The organism is Enterococcus sp. DIV0175, from assembly GCF_050529075.1.
GTDB lineage: Bacteria > Bacillota > Bacilli > Lactobacillales > Enterococcaceae > Enterococcus_B > Enterococcus_B thailandicus.
In genome coordinates, this window is the sequence record NZ_CP172880.1 from 1616221 (window position 1) to 1633513 (window position 17293).

The following is a 17293-nucleotide window of genomic DNA, read 5'->3' on the forward strand; positions in this document are numbered from 1 at the left end:
ATTCACTTTTTTGTTGGAACTATTCAAAGTGAAAATAAAACAGAACTTATTCTTGTTCGTTTTCATCATCCCTTGATTGATTCTCAACTGGTGGATGTTTTTCACTCCATGTTTTTTGAGCTGCTTCTTTTGTGCTACGTTCAACTTCTTTCGCATCGGCAACATCTTTTTCGACATCATCATAGTCTAGACGGGTAATTTCTCCACCCAGTTCCATCATAACTAATTGGTTCAATGGACGATTATCTTCTTCTTCCGCAATCAAAATCAGACCAGTAGCACCTTCGCCAATTTTATCGCCAACAAAGTCAAAAACAGTTTGTGCATTTTGAATTTCTTTCGCGTCTTGAGTTGCTCCAATCATTCCGCCTGCAAACCAGCCAAGTAAAATACCAAGTGGTCCACCCAAGATACCAACGAGCATACCAATCATGCCACCCTTGGAAGACTTATTACTTCCAGTAAAGTCGATAAAATCTTCGACTTTAAATTGGTGTGTTCCATTGGGATCGTGACTGATTACAGCCATTTGTTCGCCCTTAATTTTTCGAGTAGCATGAAACTTTTTGATTTCTGAAAAGGCTTGATAAGCTTGACTCTCCACATCAAAATTTAAAATAATCACTCGTTTGTTCATTTGACTCACTCCTCACTTTTTGCGTTCATTTCATTTTACCTTTGATTTAGCCAGAAATAAAATAATAACCCCTAAAACAGAAGTGTTTACTTTAAAAAATTAAAAAAACAAAAAAGTGGTGTGTTAATAACAGCTTAAATAGAAAAAATGTATTTGTATTAAGAACAACTGGCATTTTGCTCCAGTTTATTTTTCCTAATGAACGTTGTTTCCAAAGCAACTCTCATTATAGCTTGCAATCACCGCAAAATGCTGAGCACTTCTTTCACAGCCTTTTTCACTTCTGTCCTTTATTCAACAAATTCAAACTCGAATTCACCAATCCGAACGATATCGCCGTCTTTAGCACCGCGGGCACGCAATGCTTCATCAACACCCATACCACGTAATTGACGTGCAAAACGCATAACTGTTTCATCGTGATCAAAATTCGTCATTTGGAATAATTTTTCGATTCGCTCACCAGTTAATACCCAAGTAGCATCTGGCTCACGATCAATCTTGAAGTCTGGCCCTTCAGGTGTGAATCCGTAATGAACCGTTTCTTCCTCAATTTCTTCATCGTAAAGAGGAAACTCTGGTGTGACTTCTAGTAAATCGGCAGTTGCATTCAATAACGCATCCAGCCCTTTACGTGTCACTCCAGAAATTGGAAATACTGGAATGTCATCTGCAAATTCATCTGCTTTTTCTTTATTCAATTGCTCTTTGAATTTCACCAAATTTTCTTCTGCATCTGGCATATCCATTTTATTCGCAACAATCAACTGTGGGCGTTCTAATAAGCGCAAATTATAAGTAGACAACTCATGGTTGATTGCTAAATAATCTTCGTAGGGATCTCGCCCTTCCATCCCGCTCATATCAATCACATGTAAAATAACACGAGTGCGTTCAATATGACGTAAGAATTGCGTACCTAGACCAACACCTTGTGAAGCTCCTTCAATTAAACCTGGTAAATCAGCTGCCGCAAAGCTTCGACCATCAGTCGTTGTGACCATTCCAAGATTAGGAACTAGCGTAGTAAAGTGATAGGCACCGATTTTTGGTCGTGCAGAAGAAATAACTGAAAGTAATGTTGATTTTCCGACTGAAGGGAAACCCACTAAACCAACATCTGCTAAGACTTTTAATTCCAATTCGATTTTACGTTCTTGTCCTGGTTCACCGTTTTCTGCGATTTCTGGTGCAGGATTACGTGGTGAAGCAAAACGAGTGTTTCCGCGACCACCGCGACCGCCTTTAGCAACTACTAAAGTTTGACCATTTTCAATCAAATCACCTAGTAAAGCACCTGTTTCTGCATCACGTACAGTTGTTCCTTGAGGGACTTTAACGTATGTGTCGTCTGAACCGCGACCATGCATTCCCTTGCTCATTCCATTTTCACCCGGTTGTGCTTTGAAATGACGATTGAAACGAAAGTCCATCAATGTGCGCAAGCCTTCATCGACAACTAAAATAACATCGCCACCGTGACCACCATCACCACCAGCTGGTCCGCCATCAGGAACATACTTTTCTCTACGAAAAGCAACCATTCCATCGCCGCCCTTACCAGCTTTCACATCGATTGTTACTTGATCTAAAAACATGGACATATTCTCGTCCTCCTATTGTATTTATTTATTTAAATTTCTCGACTACCTGAATTTCCACAATAAACAAAAGTCCTATTTATTTTAGCGATGAAATCACGTTTTGTCTATCTTTTCAGCCAAAACTTTGCTATCTCTTACCATTTTTTGCATTTTTAGCAAATCCAACTGAAATTTTCGGAAAAATCAAGTGAAAAGATAAATTTTTTGACAAATTTTAAATTTAGTAGCAAACTTAAATCGTATTAAGAGAGGTTGCGGCACGTTCACAGCCCTTAAATTAAAGGAGGAACTTTTGATTATGACAGTAAAAGTAGGTATTAATGGATTCGGACGTATTGGACGCTTAGCGTATCGTCGTATCAAAGAAGTATCTGATGACATCGAAGTAGTTGCAATCAACGACTTAACAAGTCCAACTATGTTAGCACAATTATTACAATTCGATTCAACACATGGTACTTATCCTGGAACAGTTACTGCTACAGAAGACTCAATCGTGGTTGATGGGGAAGCAACTCGTGTTTATGCTGAACCTGATGCAAGTAAAATCCCTTGGGTAAAAGAAAACGGAGTAGACATCGTACTAGAATGTACTGGTTTTTATACTTCAGAAGAAAAAGCACAAGCTCACTTGAACGCAGGCGTTAAACGCGTTGTGATCTCTGCCCCAGCTGGCGCAATGAAAACAATCGTTTATAACGTAAATGATGACACTTTAGACGCAAGTGATAAAATCATCTCTGCTGGATCATGTACAACTAACTGCTTGGCACCAATGGCTTATTTCTTAAATAACGAATTTGGTATCGAAGTTGGTACAATGACAACTGTCCATGCTTATACTTCAACACAAATGTTATTAGATGGACCAGTAAAAGGTGGAAACTTGCGTGCTGCTCGCTCTGCTGCTGACAACACAATTCCTCACTCAACTGGTGCTGCAAAAGCAATCGGTTTAGTTATTCCTGAATTGAACGGCAAATTACAAGGTCATGCTCAACGTGTCCCTGTTGTTGATGGTTCATTAACAGAATTAGTATCAATCTTAAAAACAAAAGTAACCGCTGATGAAGTCAATGAAGCAATTAAAAAACATACAATTGACAACCCATCATTTGGTTATGATGACCGCGAAATCGTTTCTGGTGATGTAATCGGAACAACTCAAGGTTCAATCTTCGACCCAACACAAACAGAAGTAACTTCAGCTGGTGATTACCAACTTGTTAAAACTGTTGCTTGGTACGATAACGAATATGGCTTCACTTGCCAAATGATTCGTTTATTAGAAAAATTTGCTAACTTATAAGAAATTTTCCAATCAAAATTTCTTACCATACTAAAAAGAGCTGAGACAGGTGTCTCGGCTCTTTTTATAGTTATTACACTGAACCACTTGATTCATCATCACATACTTAAAAATACTTCACTAGGAAATCTTTTACTACTTGCTGATATTTTTCTGGGTCAATAGCATATGCCTTAGCATGCTCCGCCCCTTTTACGATATATTTTTCTTTTGGAACATTGGTCGCTTCATAGACTTCATTTAACATTTCAAACGGAACAAACGTATCTTCATCACCGTGAATAAAGAGCATTGGCGTTTGGTTTTTCTTCAATTGTTTGACTGCACTTGCTTCATTAAAAGAATAACCTGCTCGAACTTTCGTCATTAAACTAGTCGCAGGCATCAATGGAAATGCCGGTAGATTAAACATGTCTGCTAGTTGGTATGAAAGTTCTTCATTTACAGAAGAATAGCCACAATCCTCAATGATTGCTTTCACATTTTTAGGAAGCTGCTCTCCACTGGTCATCATCACCGTTGCACCACCCATGCTGATTCCATAAAGAGCAATTTCTTCTTGTTTTCCATTTGTTTCAAGAACTTTGTTGATCCACTTTACATAGTCCTTTCTTTCTGGCCAGCCAAATCCAATATAATTTCCTTCACTTTTTCCATGTCCTCGTGCATCTGGGAGTAAGACATTGTAGCCTAAATCATGGAAAATTTTAGCATAGTTTGCCATCGTTTCAGCATCGCCCATATAGCCGTGCGCCGCAATCACTGTCTGGCTACTTGGTTTTGCTGCAGGCAGATAAATCGCAGAAAGTTTTAGTTGATCATCTGATTCGATCGTCCAATGCGTACGATTTTCTTTTGCTTTGAACCACGTTTGCGTTGCAGTTTCTTCTGCCGTTTTTGTAGTGCCAGGTGTATCTTCGCCAATAAAGTCTTTCGGCGCTGGAACGATTGCATAATTATAAAAATAATTTGCTGCAAAACCTAACCCAATCGTTACTACCAGGATCACGCCAATACTAATTTTCACCCAAAGTTTCATGTTCTCCACTTTTCTCCTATCACTTAAATTAAAAATAAATCACTGAACGAATAAATTTAATCCTAAGTATAATCAATGTTTTTGTTTGATGCAAATTGATTCGATAAATAAAAAGGACCAAGACATTTACGTGTCCTGATCCTTTTTGAAGTACTTGATGGTAAAAAGCTATTTTTGAAAGCTTACTTGCCTCTTTTAATTTATTGCTTGAAGTTGACCGCTTGGAACCACAACCTTATTCACGGTGTTCCCCAATCAACTCTTCGACATAGCTCACAATCACTTCAAAATATGAAATGCTATTTTGAGTGTCTGCTCGCTATCTTTTCGGAGCTAATCGCTTGGTGCCACAACCTTACTTCACATTTTCAATCAATTTAAAGCTTGACCAAGGTTTCAAGAAATCAAGCAAGAATAATTCATCTGCTGAAATTCGGCCGACTACATTTACACGACCGTCATTTTTCATTTCTTTCAAAGCAATTTGTGTTTCACCTTTGTACTGACCGTAGCCAACATTATCAATCAAAACATCTCCGTGAGCCATGTCACGAGTATTATGAGCTGGGAAAGGTTTATCTTTGTAATAAACACGAGTCATTGTCGAACGTAAAATATATTCTGAACGATCTCCTCGATAGCTGTGTAAGTTATCAAACAAGCAAATACGTTCGTCTTCGGTAATGCCTTCTTCTACATCGACTTTTAATGTTGGATAATCTGCATTGAAAGCTTCTGCCATTGCTTTTAATTCTTCCTCACTTGCATAAGCGTTCCCAACAGAAATATCATCAATCAAGCCAGTTAACATCAAATGTTTTACTTGCGTTGAAATTTCTAAATCACGATGGTCTTCTAATGAACACAACCCATCTTGTGTTGGCCATGGACCAAAAGTGGCAACTTGTGAATTCACAAATGCCATCGTATTCAAATTATATTTTCTGAATTTTTCTGAACAATAAACAAAGTGATCGTAACTCAAACCAGAATAGCGATGTGGGTAAAAGTTATGAGATCCCAATAAATTATTTGTGTTTGGTGAATAACTCATGATGTTATCCACGTAGTTTGTTCCAGAACTCATATTGATTTCAATTTTGATTCCATATGGGTTACGTGTCATCTTCGCTTCTTCTGCACCCGTAAAACCAATATCTAAACGTACGCCATAAGCGCCCATTTCATCAAAGAATGATAAATCATCATAAGAAATCTCAAGTTGTTCAAATAAGGCAGGATTGATATCTACCATTACTTCCATTCCTAAGCTATTCGCATAGTCGACTACTTTTGTAAATTCGGCTAATACTTGCTCTTTGTTATCATTCACTTGTAGCAAGCTTGTAAACACACGTTTAAATCCATATTTATGTGCTAAATCTAAATATGCTTTATCCTTTTCAAATGTTGAGCGTTCTGGGTAAATCGAAACTCCAAGTTTTCCCATAATCCTATTGCCTCCTAGCGGTTTGCTTTTTTGTATCCACTTACATTATAACAAACATGATACAAATGGTCTACACCTTTTACCAAGGCTTTCAAAAAGAAAAATTGCTTGCTAATTTTCATTAGGTTTTTGTTCAAGAGTTTGCTATCATAAATGTAGACTATTTTTAAAGAAGAAAGGATCCAGATATGAAAAAGAAAAAATTAATGTTAACTCTTGGACTGGCTGCAGCTCTACTCGTTGTTGCAGGCTGTTCAACCAATCAAACAACTACTTCAAGCACGAAAGCAAGTACTGCAGAAAGCACGACTGAAAGTAGCGTTGACCTCAACGCTTTGGAATTACCCCAATTAACGAACGAAGTTGCTGCAAATGAATCATTAGTCGAAATGACCACTAGTGAAGGAACAATCAAAATCAAATTGTTCCCTGAATTAGCACCAAAAGCAGTTGAAAATTTTATGACGCACGCCAAAGATGGTTACTATGATGGCTTAACTTTCCATCGAGTGATCAAAGACTTCATGATTCAAGGTGGCGATCCAAAAGGTGATGGCACTGGTGGTGAAAGTATTTGGGGAGAAGGATTTGAAACAGAAGTTTCGAATCAGTTGTACAATATTCGTGGTGCACTTTCAATGGCACGTTCACAAGATCCAAACAGTAATGGTAGCCAATTCTTTATCGTTCAAAATTCTGATGACGTACACGACGGCTTACTAAAAGAGGATTACCCTCGCGCAATTATCGATGCGTATAAAAATGGTGGTTATCCAAGTTTAGATGGCCAATATACCGTCTTCGGACAAGTAATCGAAGGAATGGACGTCGTTGATAAAATCGCGCAAGTTGAAACTGACAGCAATGACAAACCAACAACTGACGTAAAAATCGAAAGTATCAAAGTTTTACAAGAAGCTGAAACAAAATAAATCATTAAAAAGAGGAGAAGACTTTTCTGATAAGTCTTCTCCTCTTTTGCTTTGCCTAAATTAAAAAATTAAGTATTAAGCATCTTGGTTTACGATAAAAGTAAATTCACATTCGCAAACTTTTTTGTCATCAACGTATGCAGCTGAAAGTGCAGTACCCACAGCTCCCTTTAATTTTGTGATTTCAAAGTGACACTTCATTACATCACCTGGTACAACTTTTTGACGGAATTTTGCTTTATTGATTCCCCCAATGTAGGCACGTTTCCCTAGAAATTCTTCTGATTTCAAAATTAAAATTGAACCAGCTTGCGCCAAAGTTTCTAAAATCAAGGCTCCCGGCATCACTGGATTATCTGGAAAATGACCTTGGAAAAAATCTTCATTGATTGTGACATTTTTCGTCGCAACGATCTTCTTTCCTGGCTCTAATGTGTCCACGTAATCAATATAACAAATCGGGTAACGATTAGGAATCAAATCCATAACTTCTGTAGCAGATAAAACATAAGACATATATATGCTCCTTCTTTCATTTCAGGCAAATGCCAATTCATTTATTACTTTGATTATCAAAGTATCATATTCCTAATTATTTAGCAATCTTTTTTTTAATATCAAAAAAATAGTTTGACAATCAAAGCATTTTGCCTAATAATAAGAAATCAAGGAAGTTATTTTCTTTTAAGCACTTATCTTTTTATTTTATTTTTTTACTAGACAACGAAATTTTTCGCGAAACAAAGGAGAGTCAATATGTCATTTTTAAAAGGAAAAAAAATCGTCATTATGGGCGTCGCAAACAAAAAGAGTATTGCGTGGGGCTGTGCCGAAGCTATGCAAAAACAAGGAGCAGAAATCATCTATACTTATCAAAATGAACGCATGAAAAAATCTTTACTAAAATTAGTTGGTGAAGATGCTTTTACTGTCGAGTGTGATGTCGCTAGTGACGAGAGTATCGAGCAAGCAATGGACGCTATCGGCGCTTACGCTGGTGAGATTCACGGACTTGTTCACGCAATCGCTTATGCAAATAAAGAAGAATTATCAGGAAATGTTTCAGATATCTCCAGAGATGGTTATCAATTAGCACAAGATATCAGTAGCTATTCCCTAATCGCTGTCACAAAATATGCGCAAAAATATTTAGCACAAAACAGCGGAATCGTCAGCATGTCTTATCTTGGATCTGAACGTGCAATTCCAAACTACAACATGATGGGAATCGCTAAAGCATCACTTGAAGCAGCCATTCGTTACTTGGCTGCAGAACTTTCACCAAAAGGTATCCGTGTCAACGGAATTTCTGCTGGTGCAATTAAAACTTTAGCTGTGACAGGCGTCAAAGATTACCAAAAACTAATTCAACTATCTGAATCACGTACACCAGATCAACAAGGTGTCACAATTGAAGAAGTCGGCAATGCTTGCGCGTTCTTGATTAGTCCACTTTCAAGCGGTATGATTGGTGATATCGTTTATGTGGACAAAGGTGTTCACTTATCATAAAAATCGTTAGCATTATTTAGAAACAACTGATAAAAAAGCGGTTGGCGCTGATGCGTCACCCGCTTTTTTTCACCTACTATTTGATTGAGTAACAACAAAAGAAGCTGGAAAATAACTCTCCAGCTTCTTTGTATTTTTCTTTGTGCTAGTCCACTACTTGGATCCAACCCTCAGGTGCTTCTACGTCACCAAATTGAATGCCAGTTAATTCGTCATATAAACGTTTAGTTACAGGCCCCACTTCAGTTTCACTGTAGAAAACATGGAGTTGATTATCATGATAGATTCCGCCAATTGGTGAAATAACTGCCGCAGTCCCACACGCACCTGCTTCTGCAAATTCATCAAGCTTGTCAATGAAGACGTCTCCTTCGATGGCATCCATCCCTAAACGTTCTTCAGCAAGCTGCAGCAACGAATATTTGGTGATACTTGGTAAAATAGATGGTGATTGTGGTGTGATGAATTTTCCATCTTTTGTAATTCCAAAGAAATTCGCCGCGCCAACTTCTTCAATTTTTGTATGCGTCGCTGGATCTAAGTACACACAATCAGAATAGTCTAATTCATGTGCTTGTGTTCCAGGTAATAAGCTAGCTGCATAGTTCCCGCCCACTTTAGCTGCTCCTGTTCCTTTTGGTGCAGCACGATCGTAATCGGAAACGATAAAGTTCGTTGGTTTTAATCCACCTTTGAAATAAGCACCAACAGGCGTACAGAAGACAACAAATAAATATTCTGGTGCTGGGTGCACACCAATATTTTCTCCTACACCAATCAATAAAGGTCGCAGGTATAACGTTGCACCTGTCCCATAAGGTGGTACGAATTCCTCGTTCGCTTTGACAACTTCCTTGACTGCATCCACAAACATTTCTTCCGGAACCATTGGCATCAATAAACGACGTGCACTTTGGTTCATTCGGCGACTATTTTGTTCAGGACGAAATAGATTGATTTTTCCATCTTTTCGACGATACGCTTTTAATCCTTCAAAACATTGTTGCCCGTAATGTAACGCAGGTGATCCTTCGTGAATCGTTAAGTAATTATCTTCTGTTAACTCACCTTTGCTCCATTCTCCATCTTTCCATTTAGCAATGTAGCGCCAAGGTGTTTTGATATATGAAAACCCAAGATTATTCCAATCTATTTGCATATTCGTGTCCCCTTCATGTTTTTTTCCATATTTTACCATTCGCTTAGTTGTTTGTCATTTTTATTTTGAAAAACACTTTTTCTCTTCCATTTTCTTTTTTTCTACTTCTTGATACAATGTTACAAAGAACGAGTGAAAGAAAAGAGGATTCTATGTATTTAGCACAAATAACAGAAACAAAAACATCATCAAGTGAAACAATTACCGACCAAGCTGTCCAGCAAGTAAATGCTTTCCAACGATTTTGGAATGAGATTGATTGGGACGCGATCCTTGCAACGTTTATCGAAAAAACACTTTATCTGATTTTTCTAGTAATTCTTTTTAGTGTTTTGAGCAAAATTGGAAAATACTTACTTGATAAGTCATTTAGCCAATATTCCAAAAAAGCCAGTTTGAACGAGAGTCGTTTAAAAACTCTCCACAGTTTACTTCATACAATTTTCCATTATACACTTGGCTTCTTCTTTATCTATGCGTTGTTGTCCGTCATCGGTGTGCCGATTGGTTCCTTATTGGCGGGTGCCGGAATCGCCGGGGTTGCCATTGGTTTAGGTGCACAAGGCTTCATGAATGATATGATTACCGGTTTTTTTATCATCATGGAGCAGCAAATGGATGTTGGTGATTATATCCAGTTAGCAAATTTGTCCATTGAAGGCACTGTTGTTTCCGTGGGGATTCGTACGTTACAGTTAAAAGCAACAGATGGAACTGTTCACTATATTCCCAATCGAAATATCACCACGATTAGTAATTTATCACGGGCAAATATGTTAGTTCGTTTAGATATCCGAATCGTCCCTGAAGAAGGTTATGATAAAATTCAAGCTGTCATTCAACAAGTCAATCAACAGCTGGCAGAAAAATATCAAAATGAGTTGCAAACTGAACCAACGATTTTCGGACTTGTTGATTTAGGTAATAGTAACTTTGCGATTCGAACAATTTGTTACGCACTAAACGGCAAACAATATGTCTTAAAAGAGGAATTTCTTAGTGCATATGTTCAAGCATTGACGACAGCTGGATTTACGATTCCGAATACGCCAGTCGGAACGGTGGGTTAAACATTAACAAATGGGCTCCTGTCATCCATAAAAGAATGCCAAATTCATTTGTGTATTGAATAAAAAGCTCGTTTTATTTCATTTAGTTTTTAGAAAATGAATGCAAGAACTATTTGTTGCTACACGAGTAAATACTATCCGTGTAGCAACAGAAAAAAGGAGAAAAAGAGTAGCTACTCTTTTTCTCCTTTTTTCTATGATTTCTCCATACATCGAGTGTGACACATACTTCGTATAACAGCTTAATTCAACAATCAGTTTACATTTTTATTTATTTCGGCTCTTAGTTCAAATGCTGAAATATAATCCATAAAATAGCTGTCTTTTTTTTCAACATTTTTCGGTGAAATACCAGAAAGAATTTTAGCATCAAATCCTAGCAGAGAACTATTTGTTTCAACCATACCAACTGATTCATCAAGAAAAATATATATTCGCTTATCTTGTAGGAAAGGATCTGTCACACTTTGAATAAAGTATGGGTGCTGATAATAGTTTCTACTTTTTTCATTGTCTATTACAAAGAAAAGTTTGAGTGAAACGCCTTTTGATTTATCAAAGTGGATTGAATGAATGAGATTGTTTTCTAATAATTCAATCCGTTTTTGCGGAAGAAAATCAATTGGTTTTTCTTCCAGATCAACAAGTTGTTTCAAAATATCGCTTGTTTTTTTTCGATTATCAACATAGATAAACGAGTCTTGGTGCTTTATAAGTAAATCTGAAAAGTCTAACAACTATTTTTCCCTTCTCTAGCTAATAGTTAATATCTCTTGATTAACAATACTAGTAAAAATCATTTTTCTTCATTGATTGATTACTACAGTTAAAATTATTTTTTATAGTTAATAGCTTCATATTTTTTGATATCAACCAAATACAAGTATACCAAAAAAAGAGTCAAAAACAGAAAAGTTTCGGACTCTTAAATGATAAAAAGAAATTATAACTTATGTACCATCCCTCCAAAGCTAGACTTTGAAATCAGGCACAATTTGTAACCTCTTTTTGTATTCATTTTTTATTGAACATTTACGTCCATGACTTGATAGAAAGCATTTACTGTATCACTAATATTCCAAACGGCTAGAATAAGGTGATAACCATTGCGGTTTTGTGGAACAGAGATAGTATGATTAACCAATTTTGGTGGTACTGTTGCATTGTCATTTACTTGACCAATTTGTTCGAAATCGCTAAATTTTAATGGCTGATTAGGATTCCAACCTGGTTTAGTCATGTAATAATCCCAAGTACTTGTTCGATGCTGTGCAGTTAATGTCCAAGAAACATTTAATGAACCTGTATTGATTTGACTCTTATGCCAACGAGTCGCTGTTTGTTCATCTAAAGGCTCAAAACCTGTCACACCAGCACTTGCGATTTTTCCGTCGATAAATGTATTTTTCAATGCTTCAATACTTTGTGGTTCCCACTGTGCACGACCAACGTTTTGATTCAAGTTCCCCGCAGCTGCTGTTCCAAAATAGGCACGACTACCAGGTTGTGTCACATAGCCATGTGCAAACCCAGGAAGACTAAAACCGAATAATCCAATCCCGACCAAAACCAACAATAAAACTTTACCAAGCTTTTTCATAAATGAACCTCCTCTGATTTGATAGTTATATTGTAACCGCTTACTTTTGTTTTGGAAATAAATATGCTTGGCAGTTTGGTTATTAAGTTGCACAACAAAAAAACAGACAGTGACAAAAACCTTTGTCCTGTCTGCCTTCAATCAACCATTTCACATTTAAAATAACCAATAAAATAAAATGATTGTTTTTTTAATTTAACAGATTGATCGTTTCTTTTAGTCCTTCAGTTTTAGAAGTCAAAATATTTCGTCTCTCTAATTCATGGACCATGAAATTCACCGCTTTTAATAGTTCTTTTCGAGTGATGATTCCTTTAAAAACTTTTTCTTCTGTGACAACGGGTAGAAAAGGTGAATTAACTAACAAATGCAACACATCTTCTAGCTCCCAGTTTTCGTCAACTGTCGTAACGCCAACTTCCATCACATCTGCGACCGTCAAGCCCTCTAATGGTTCCATGCTGATATTTTGCAAATCCAACATTTTATTCACTACATCAGATAAACTAATCAATCCGACAAAGCGATCGTTTTTGTCCAAAACAGGAATTTTTGAATATCCGACTTTCGACAAAACAAGTAAGCCATGAGAAAGCGGGTGTTGATAAAGAACATTTGCTACGTTTTCTGCAGGAATCAAAAATGTGTCTTGATTTTCCAACAGCAGTTCTCTTACTACAGGTCCAATCATCGAGTGGCCTCCATTCTTATTTGTTCAACAACTTTATTTTACCGAAACCGGATGCAAAATCCATAAAGAAATGATGAATTTTTAGCAAAAATTAGAAATTAATCCATAAAATCAGCGAGAAAAGTGAAAAACTAATTCTTCTACTGGTTGATGTGCGCGATTATAATAGTGCACATTGATCTCATCGGCTAAACTTTCAATGATTGCATACGATGGAATTTGAATGGGTCCGCGTGGTTGTGAAATACTACCGGGATTTAAAAATAAAATGCCATTTTCCACCTCACAACCAATCTGATGTGTGTGACCAAAAAATGCCATATTGGCTTCTACTGATTGAGCTTCTAGAGCTAACTGAGTCAAATCAAAACGAACGTTCGACAGATGTCCATGGGTAAGATAAATGGTGTCACGACCAGTATTGATGACCTTCTTTGCTTCAAACCCTGGACCGTAATCACAGTTTCCTTGGACAACCTGAAAATTTTCCCACAATGAATCGTCTGCAGGTAATTCTGAATCTCCACAATGAAAGAAAAAGTCAACTTTTGAACGATAGCGTTTGACTAAATCCACCAAAATATCACGGTCACCATGATTATCACTTACAACTAAATAGCGCATTTATTTTGCTCCTTCCAACCACTGTTGCCATTTTTGGCTCAATTTTTTCATTGCTTGTCCGCGATGACTTACTTGATTTTTTTCCTCGCTAGACATTTCCGCAGCTGTTTGCGTTGAACCGTCTGGAATGAACAACGGATCATAACCAAATCCATTTTCTCCCTCAGGAATTCTAGCAATTTTCCCGGGCCACTCTGCTTCCACCACCAAACTATCTTTATCAGGTGCTGCAAAGACTAATGTGCAATGAAATTGTGCTGTTCGTTGTTCATTGGGGACATCTGTTAACTCATGCAATAATTTTGCATTGTTTCCTGCATCACTTTTTGGTTCTCCTGCAAAACGTGCGGAATAAACACCTGGCATCCCACCTAATGCATCGACTTTCAAACCAGAATCATCTGCTAATACAGGCTGCTTTAAAATCTGTGCAATTGTTTCAGCTTTTAAGCGAGCATTTTCTTCAAAGGTTTTCCCTGTTTCTTCTACATCTGGTATTTCAGGATAGTCAAACAAGGTTTTGACTGCATATCCTTCTTTGCCAAACATTTGGCGGAATTCTTCCGCTTTTCCGGGATTTTTTGTTGCAATGACGATTGTTTTTGCTACTTCTGGCGCTTGACTTGCTTCAGTTGAAAGTTCAGTCAACAACGCATGCTTTTGCTCTGCAATCAGCTGTTCGATTGCTGATTTCCCATAAAAAAGCATGTCATTTAATTGTTCACCATCAAAAGTTGCCTCTTCACCCGTTCCTTGAATTTCCACAAATTTGCCAGATTCAGTCATTACTAGATTCATATCAACCAACGCTGCAGAATCTTCTTCGTAATCTAAATCTGCTACGCATTGACCATCAGGCAAGATTCCCACACTAATGGCAGCCAAGTGTTCTTTCAAGGGATCTTCTGTCACTTCTTTTTCTCTGACCAGTTTCTCAACCGCTAATGTTAAAGCGACAAAAGCACCTGTAATACTTGCTGTGCGTGTTCCGCCGTCAGCTTGAACTACATCACAATCAACGATGATGCTTCTTTCACCTAATTTTTCCAAATCGACGACTGCGCGCAAAGAGCGGCCAATTAATCGTTGGATTTCCATCGTTCGACCAGTTAATTTTCCTTTACTGCTTTCACGACGATTTCTAGTATTTGTTGCTCGAGGAAGCATGCTGTATTCCGCAGTGACCCAACCTGTACCAGTTCCTCGCAAAAACGGCGGAACAGAAGCTTCAATTGTCGCAGAACAAATCACTTCTGTGTCACCAAAACTGATGACCACTGATCCTTCGGGGTGTTTGAATACATTGGTACGAATATCAATTTTTCTTAATTCTTGTGCTTTTCTTCCATCATGACGCATGCGCTATTTTCCTCCTAATTCGATATGTTCCACTTCTAACTCATCAAGCGGTAACCAGTCTTGGGCAATTTCTTTAAACAATTTAGGTGAACCTGTTGTGTAAAACTTGCTGATTGTTCGTCCTGGAACGGGCGCGTTACTGATTTCAAAATAATCGAGTAACATAGAAACTTCTCCAACAGTCTCTGCACCTGAGTCGATCAAAGTCACACTTTCTCCCATTACATTTTGAATGATTGGGCGTAACAATGGATAGTGAGTACAACCCAAAATAAGTGTATCTAACTTTTTGGTTAGCAGTGGTGCTAAAGTTTCTGCTACGATTTTCTTTGCAACAGAGGAATGATACTCATTACTTTCCACCACTGAAACAAACTTTGGACAAGGTAAGCTACTAACGGTCAATTCCGGTGCTTTTTCTTTGAGTGCTGATTCATAGGCACCACTTTTAACCGTACCTAATGTTGCAATCACTCCTACTTGTTGATTTTTCGTTGCTTTTAAAGCAGCACGCGTTCCCGGAAGGATAACTCCAATCACAGGAATAGGCAATGTCGCTTTGATTTCTTCTAGAGCCACTGAAGTTGCAGTGTTACAAGCGATCACAAGCATTTTGATTCCTTGATCGACCAAATAGTTAGTCATTTCCCAAGTAAATTGAATCACTTGTTCTGCAGGTCGCGGACCATATGGACAACGCGCAGTATCTCCTACATATAAAATATTTTCATTTGGCAATTGTTTCAGTGCTTCTTTGACAACTGTAAGGCCGCCAACACCTGAATCAATAAAACCTATTGGGCGATTATCTGACAATGGAACCCATCCTTTTTTTGATTTCATTCTATCTGTCTATTGTGGACTTTTTGGTACAATTTTTCAAGTCTTGAACTTCTTACAAAGCTTGCTTATCACTCTTCTTTTACAAAGAAAAAACCTCAACCCTTTGTTCATTTTTCAACAAAGAATTTGAGGTTTTTTTTAATAACTATATTTTCGTCGCTCCAAAAAGCCCGATAATAATGAGAGTGCGTAACAAATGACAAAGTACATCAACGTCATTGCTACAAACATCGGTAAAACATAATTCGTATTTTGCCCATAAATGATTCGCGCTTGGTGCGTCAACTCTGGTAAAGAAATAATTACGGCTAATGACGTATCTTTAATTAATGAAATCAATTGACTGACAATTGCGGGAATCATTGATTTAAATGCTTGAGGCATGACTATCGTCCGCATCGTTTCAACATAAGTCAATCCAGTTGATAGCCCTGCTTCCATTTGTCCTTTTGGCACGGCATTCAAACCTGCGCGGAATATTTCTGAGAGCATTGCTGATTCAAAAATCGTCAACGCAGCAACTGCTGACCAAAAGATATTCATTTGGATTCCCACTTGGGGTAAAGCAAAATACGTGAAGAAAATGATTAGTAACAATGGCAGATTTCGAATGACATCAATCACCAAACCAACAATTTTGGATAAATAAGGAATATTCGCAAAACGGATCACACCAGTTAAGCCACCAATCAAAAAACTAAAAATGATTGAGACCAATGAAACTTCGACGGTCACTTTCAATCCCTCTAGTAAAAAACGGATATTCATCCATGAAAAAGCACCACTAAAATCCATTCAACTTCCTCCTTCTATGAACGAACTGCCCATTTTTTCTCAAGATGAACCATCAAATAAGAAAGGGGCAACGTAATAATCAAATAAAATAGACCAACAATAATATAGGTATCAAATGTATTGAATGTTTCGCTGGCAATCAAGTCACCTTGATACATCAAATCTAATCCTGCAACCATTGCTAAAATAGATGAGTTTTTCACTAAATTGATAAACTGATTTCCTAACGGTGGAATAACTATTTTAAAAGCTTGAGGCAATACGATGTAGCGCATCGTTTCTGAATAAGTAAAACCTGAAGAAAGCCCCGCTTCCATTTGTCCACTAGGAACCGTTTGGATTCCTGAACGAACCGTTTCCGCAATAAACGCGGAAGTATAAATCGTTAAACCAATGGTTCCGGCTTGAAAACCGTTCAATTGTAGCCAATACATAGGTACAACTACATAGAAAAACATGACAATAATCAGTAATGGAATATTTCGGAAAAACTCAACGTAAGCTTTTGCCAGACCATTGACTAATTTATTTTTTGATAACTGAAAAATCGCCATCAATGTTCCAATAACTAAACTAGCTACGAGCGCCAAAACACTGGAAAAAATTGTAATTTTGAATCCTTCTGCAAAGGTCGCTCCATAAGTTTGTATCAATTCACTCATATTGCTC

The 17293-nt window shown here is 37.5% G+C and carries 18 protein-coding genes; 4 read left to right on the forward strand and 14 right to left on the reverse strand.

The features are described from left to right. Nucleotides 1-46 precede the first annotated feature (46 nt). On the reverse strand, nt 47-637 hold the full coding sequence (locus IGJ76_RS07570) for a DUF1269 domain-containing protein (RefSeq protein ID WP_071868986.1): 591 nt from the start codon (nt 635-637) through the stop codon (nt 47-49). A 290-nt stretch (nt 638-927) separates the two neighbouring features. Then, a complete protein-coding gene (obgE, locus tag IGJ76_RS07575; RefSeq protein WP_067482346.1) occupies nt 928-2241 on the reverse strand; it encodes a GTPase ObgE in 1314 nt (437 codons plus the stop codon). Nucleotides 2242-2539: 298 nt separating this feature from the next. Between obgE and gap the strand changes: the two genes are divergently transcribed. Continuing rightward, a complete protein-coding gene (gene gap, locus IGJ76_RS07580; RefSeq protein WP_067482348.1) occupies nt 2540-3550 on the forward strand; it encodes a type I glyceraldehyde-3-phosphate dehydrogenase in 1011 nt (336 codons plus the stop codon). Nucleotides 3551-3656: 106 nt separating this feature from the next. Here gap and IGJ76_RS07585 read toward each other — a convergent pair whose 3' ends face one another. Both IGJ76_RS07585 and IGJ76_RS07590 read right to left on the reverse strand, forming a co-directional pair. Then, nucleotides 3657-4589 (reverse strand): alpha/beta hydrolase, encoded by a 933-nt coding sequence (locus IGJ76_RS07585; RefSeq protein ID WP_067482350.1) that lies wholly within the window; start codon nt 4587-4589, stop codon nt 3657-3659. 355 nt (nt 4590-4944) lie between these two features. Then, nucleotides 4945-6039, reverse strand: coding sequence for a DUF871 domain-containing protein (locus IGJ76_RS07590; protein WP_067482352.1), 1095 nt, complete (start codon nt 6037-6039; stop codon nt 4945-4947). Nucleotides 6040-6227: 188 nt separating this feature from the next. Here IGJ76_RS07590 and IGJ76_RS07595 point away from each other — a divergent pair, with 188 nt between their 5' ends. Beyond that, on the forward strand, nt 6228-6971 hold the full coding sequence (locus IGJ76_RS07595; RefSeq protein WP_071868989.1) for a peptidylprolyl isomerase: 744 nt from the start codon (nt 6228-6230) through the stop codon (nt 6969-6971). A gap of 75 nt (nt 6972-7046) precedes the next feature. On the opposite strand, the gene fabZ is transcribed toward IGJ76_RS07595, so the two are convergent. Then, complete coding sequence (fabZ, locus tag IGJ76_RS07600) at nt 7047-7487, reverse strand: 3-hydroxyacyl-ACP dehydratase FabZ (protein ID WP_067482356.1); 441 nt, start codon at nt 7485-7487, stop codon at nt 7047-7049. A 240-nt stretch (nt 7488-7727) separates the two neighbouring features. Here fabZ and fabI point away from each other — a divergent pair, with 240 nt between their 5' ends. Then, nucleotides 7728-8483: an enoyl-ACP reductase FabI gene (gene fabI, locus IGJ76_RS07605; RefSeq protein ID WP_067482358.1), complete on the forward strand. Its 756-nt coding sequence runs from the start codon at nt 7728-7730 to the stop codon at nt 8481-8483. Between the two features lie 145 nt (nt 8484-8628). Here the strand turns inward: fabI and IGJ76_RS07610 are convergent, their stop codons facing one another. After that, the gene (locus IGJ76_RS07610; RefSeq protein WP_430596533.1) at nt 8629-9681 is read right to left on the reverse strand and encodes a branched-chain amino acid aminotransferase; all 1053 of its coding nucleotides are present in this window, start codon (nt 9679-9681) and stop codon (nt 8629-8631) included. Between the two features lie 113 nt (nt 9682-9794). On the opposite strand from IGJ76_RS07610, the gene IGJ76_RS07615 reads away from it, so the two are divergent. Then, nucleotides 9795-10712: a mechanosensitive ion channel family protein gene (locus IGJ76_RS07615; protein ID WP_071868991.1), complete on the forward strand. Its 918-nt coding sequence runs from the start codon at nt 9795-9797 to the stop codon at nt 10710-10712. A 254-nt stretch (nt 10713-10966) separates the two neighbouring features. Here IGJ76_RS07615 and IGJ76_RS07620 read toward each other — a convergent pair whose 3' ends face one another. From IGJ76_RS07620 to IGJ76_RS07655, 8 genes are all read right to left on the reverse strand, one after another. Further along, nucleotides 10967-11368, reverse strand: a complete 402-nt coding sequence (locus tag IGJ76_RS07620; RefSeq protein WP_231885382.1) for a hypothetical protein — start codon at nt 11366-11368, stop codon at nt 10967-10969. Between the two features lie 365 nt (nt 11369-11733). Continuing rightward, nucleotides 11734-12312 carry a lytic polysaccharide monooxygenase gene (locus tag IGJ76_RS07625; protein ID WP_067482364.1) on the reverse strand — a complete coding sequence of 193 codons (579 nt, stop codon included), beginning with the start codon at nt 12310-12312 and terminating at the stop codon, nt 11734-11736. Nucleotides 12313-12502: 190 nt separating this feature from the next. Continuing rightward, nucleotides 12503-13003 (reverse strand): cyclic-di-AMP-binding protein CbpB, encoded by a 501-nt coding sequence (cbpB, locus tag IGJ76_RS07630; protein WP_067482366.1) that lies wholly within the window; start codon nt 13001-13003, stop codon nt 12503-12505. A 111-nt stretch (nt 13004-13114) separates the two neighbouring features. After that, entirely contained in the window at nt 13115-13627 is a 513-nt protein-coding gene (locus tag IGJ76_RS07635) for a metallophosphoesterase (RefSeq protein WP_067482368.1), read from the reverse strand. Next, nucleotides 13628-14986 carry a ribonuclease PH gene (gene rph, locus IGJ76_RS07640; protein ID WP_067482370.1) on the reverse strand — a complete coding sequence of 453 codons (1359 nt, stop codon included), beginning with the start codon at nt 14984-14986 and terminating at the stop codon, nt 13628-13630. 3 nt (nt 14987-14989) lie between these two features. Beyond that, nucleotides 14990-15829: a glutamate racemase gene (racE, locus tag IGJ76_RS07645; RefSeq protein WP_430596534.1), complete on the reverse strand. Its 840-nt coding sequence runs from the start codon at nt 15827-15829 to the stop codon at nt 14990-14992. A 138-nt stretch (nt 15830-15967) separates the two neighbouring features. After that, on the reverse strand, nt 15968-16624 hold the full coding sequence (locus tag IGJ76_RS07650) for an amino acid ABC transporter permease (protein WP_067482374.1): 657 nt from the start codon (nt 16622-16624) through the stop codon (nt 15968-15970). 14 nt (nt 16625-16638) lie between these two features. Beyond that, nucleotides 16639-17286: an amino acid ABC transporter permease gene (locus tag IGJ76_RS07655; RefSeq protein ID WP_067482375.1), complete on the reverse strand. Its 648-nt coding sequence runs from the start codon at nt 17284-17286 to the stop codon at nt 16639-16641. Between the last annotated feature and the right edge of the window lie 7 nt (nt 17287-17293).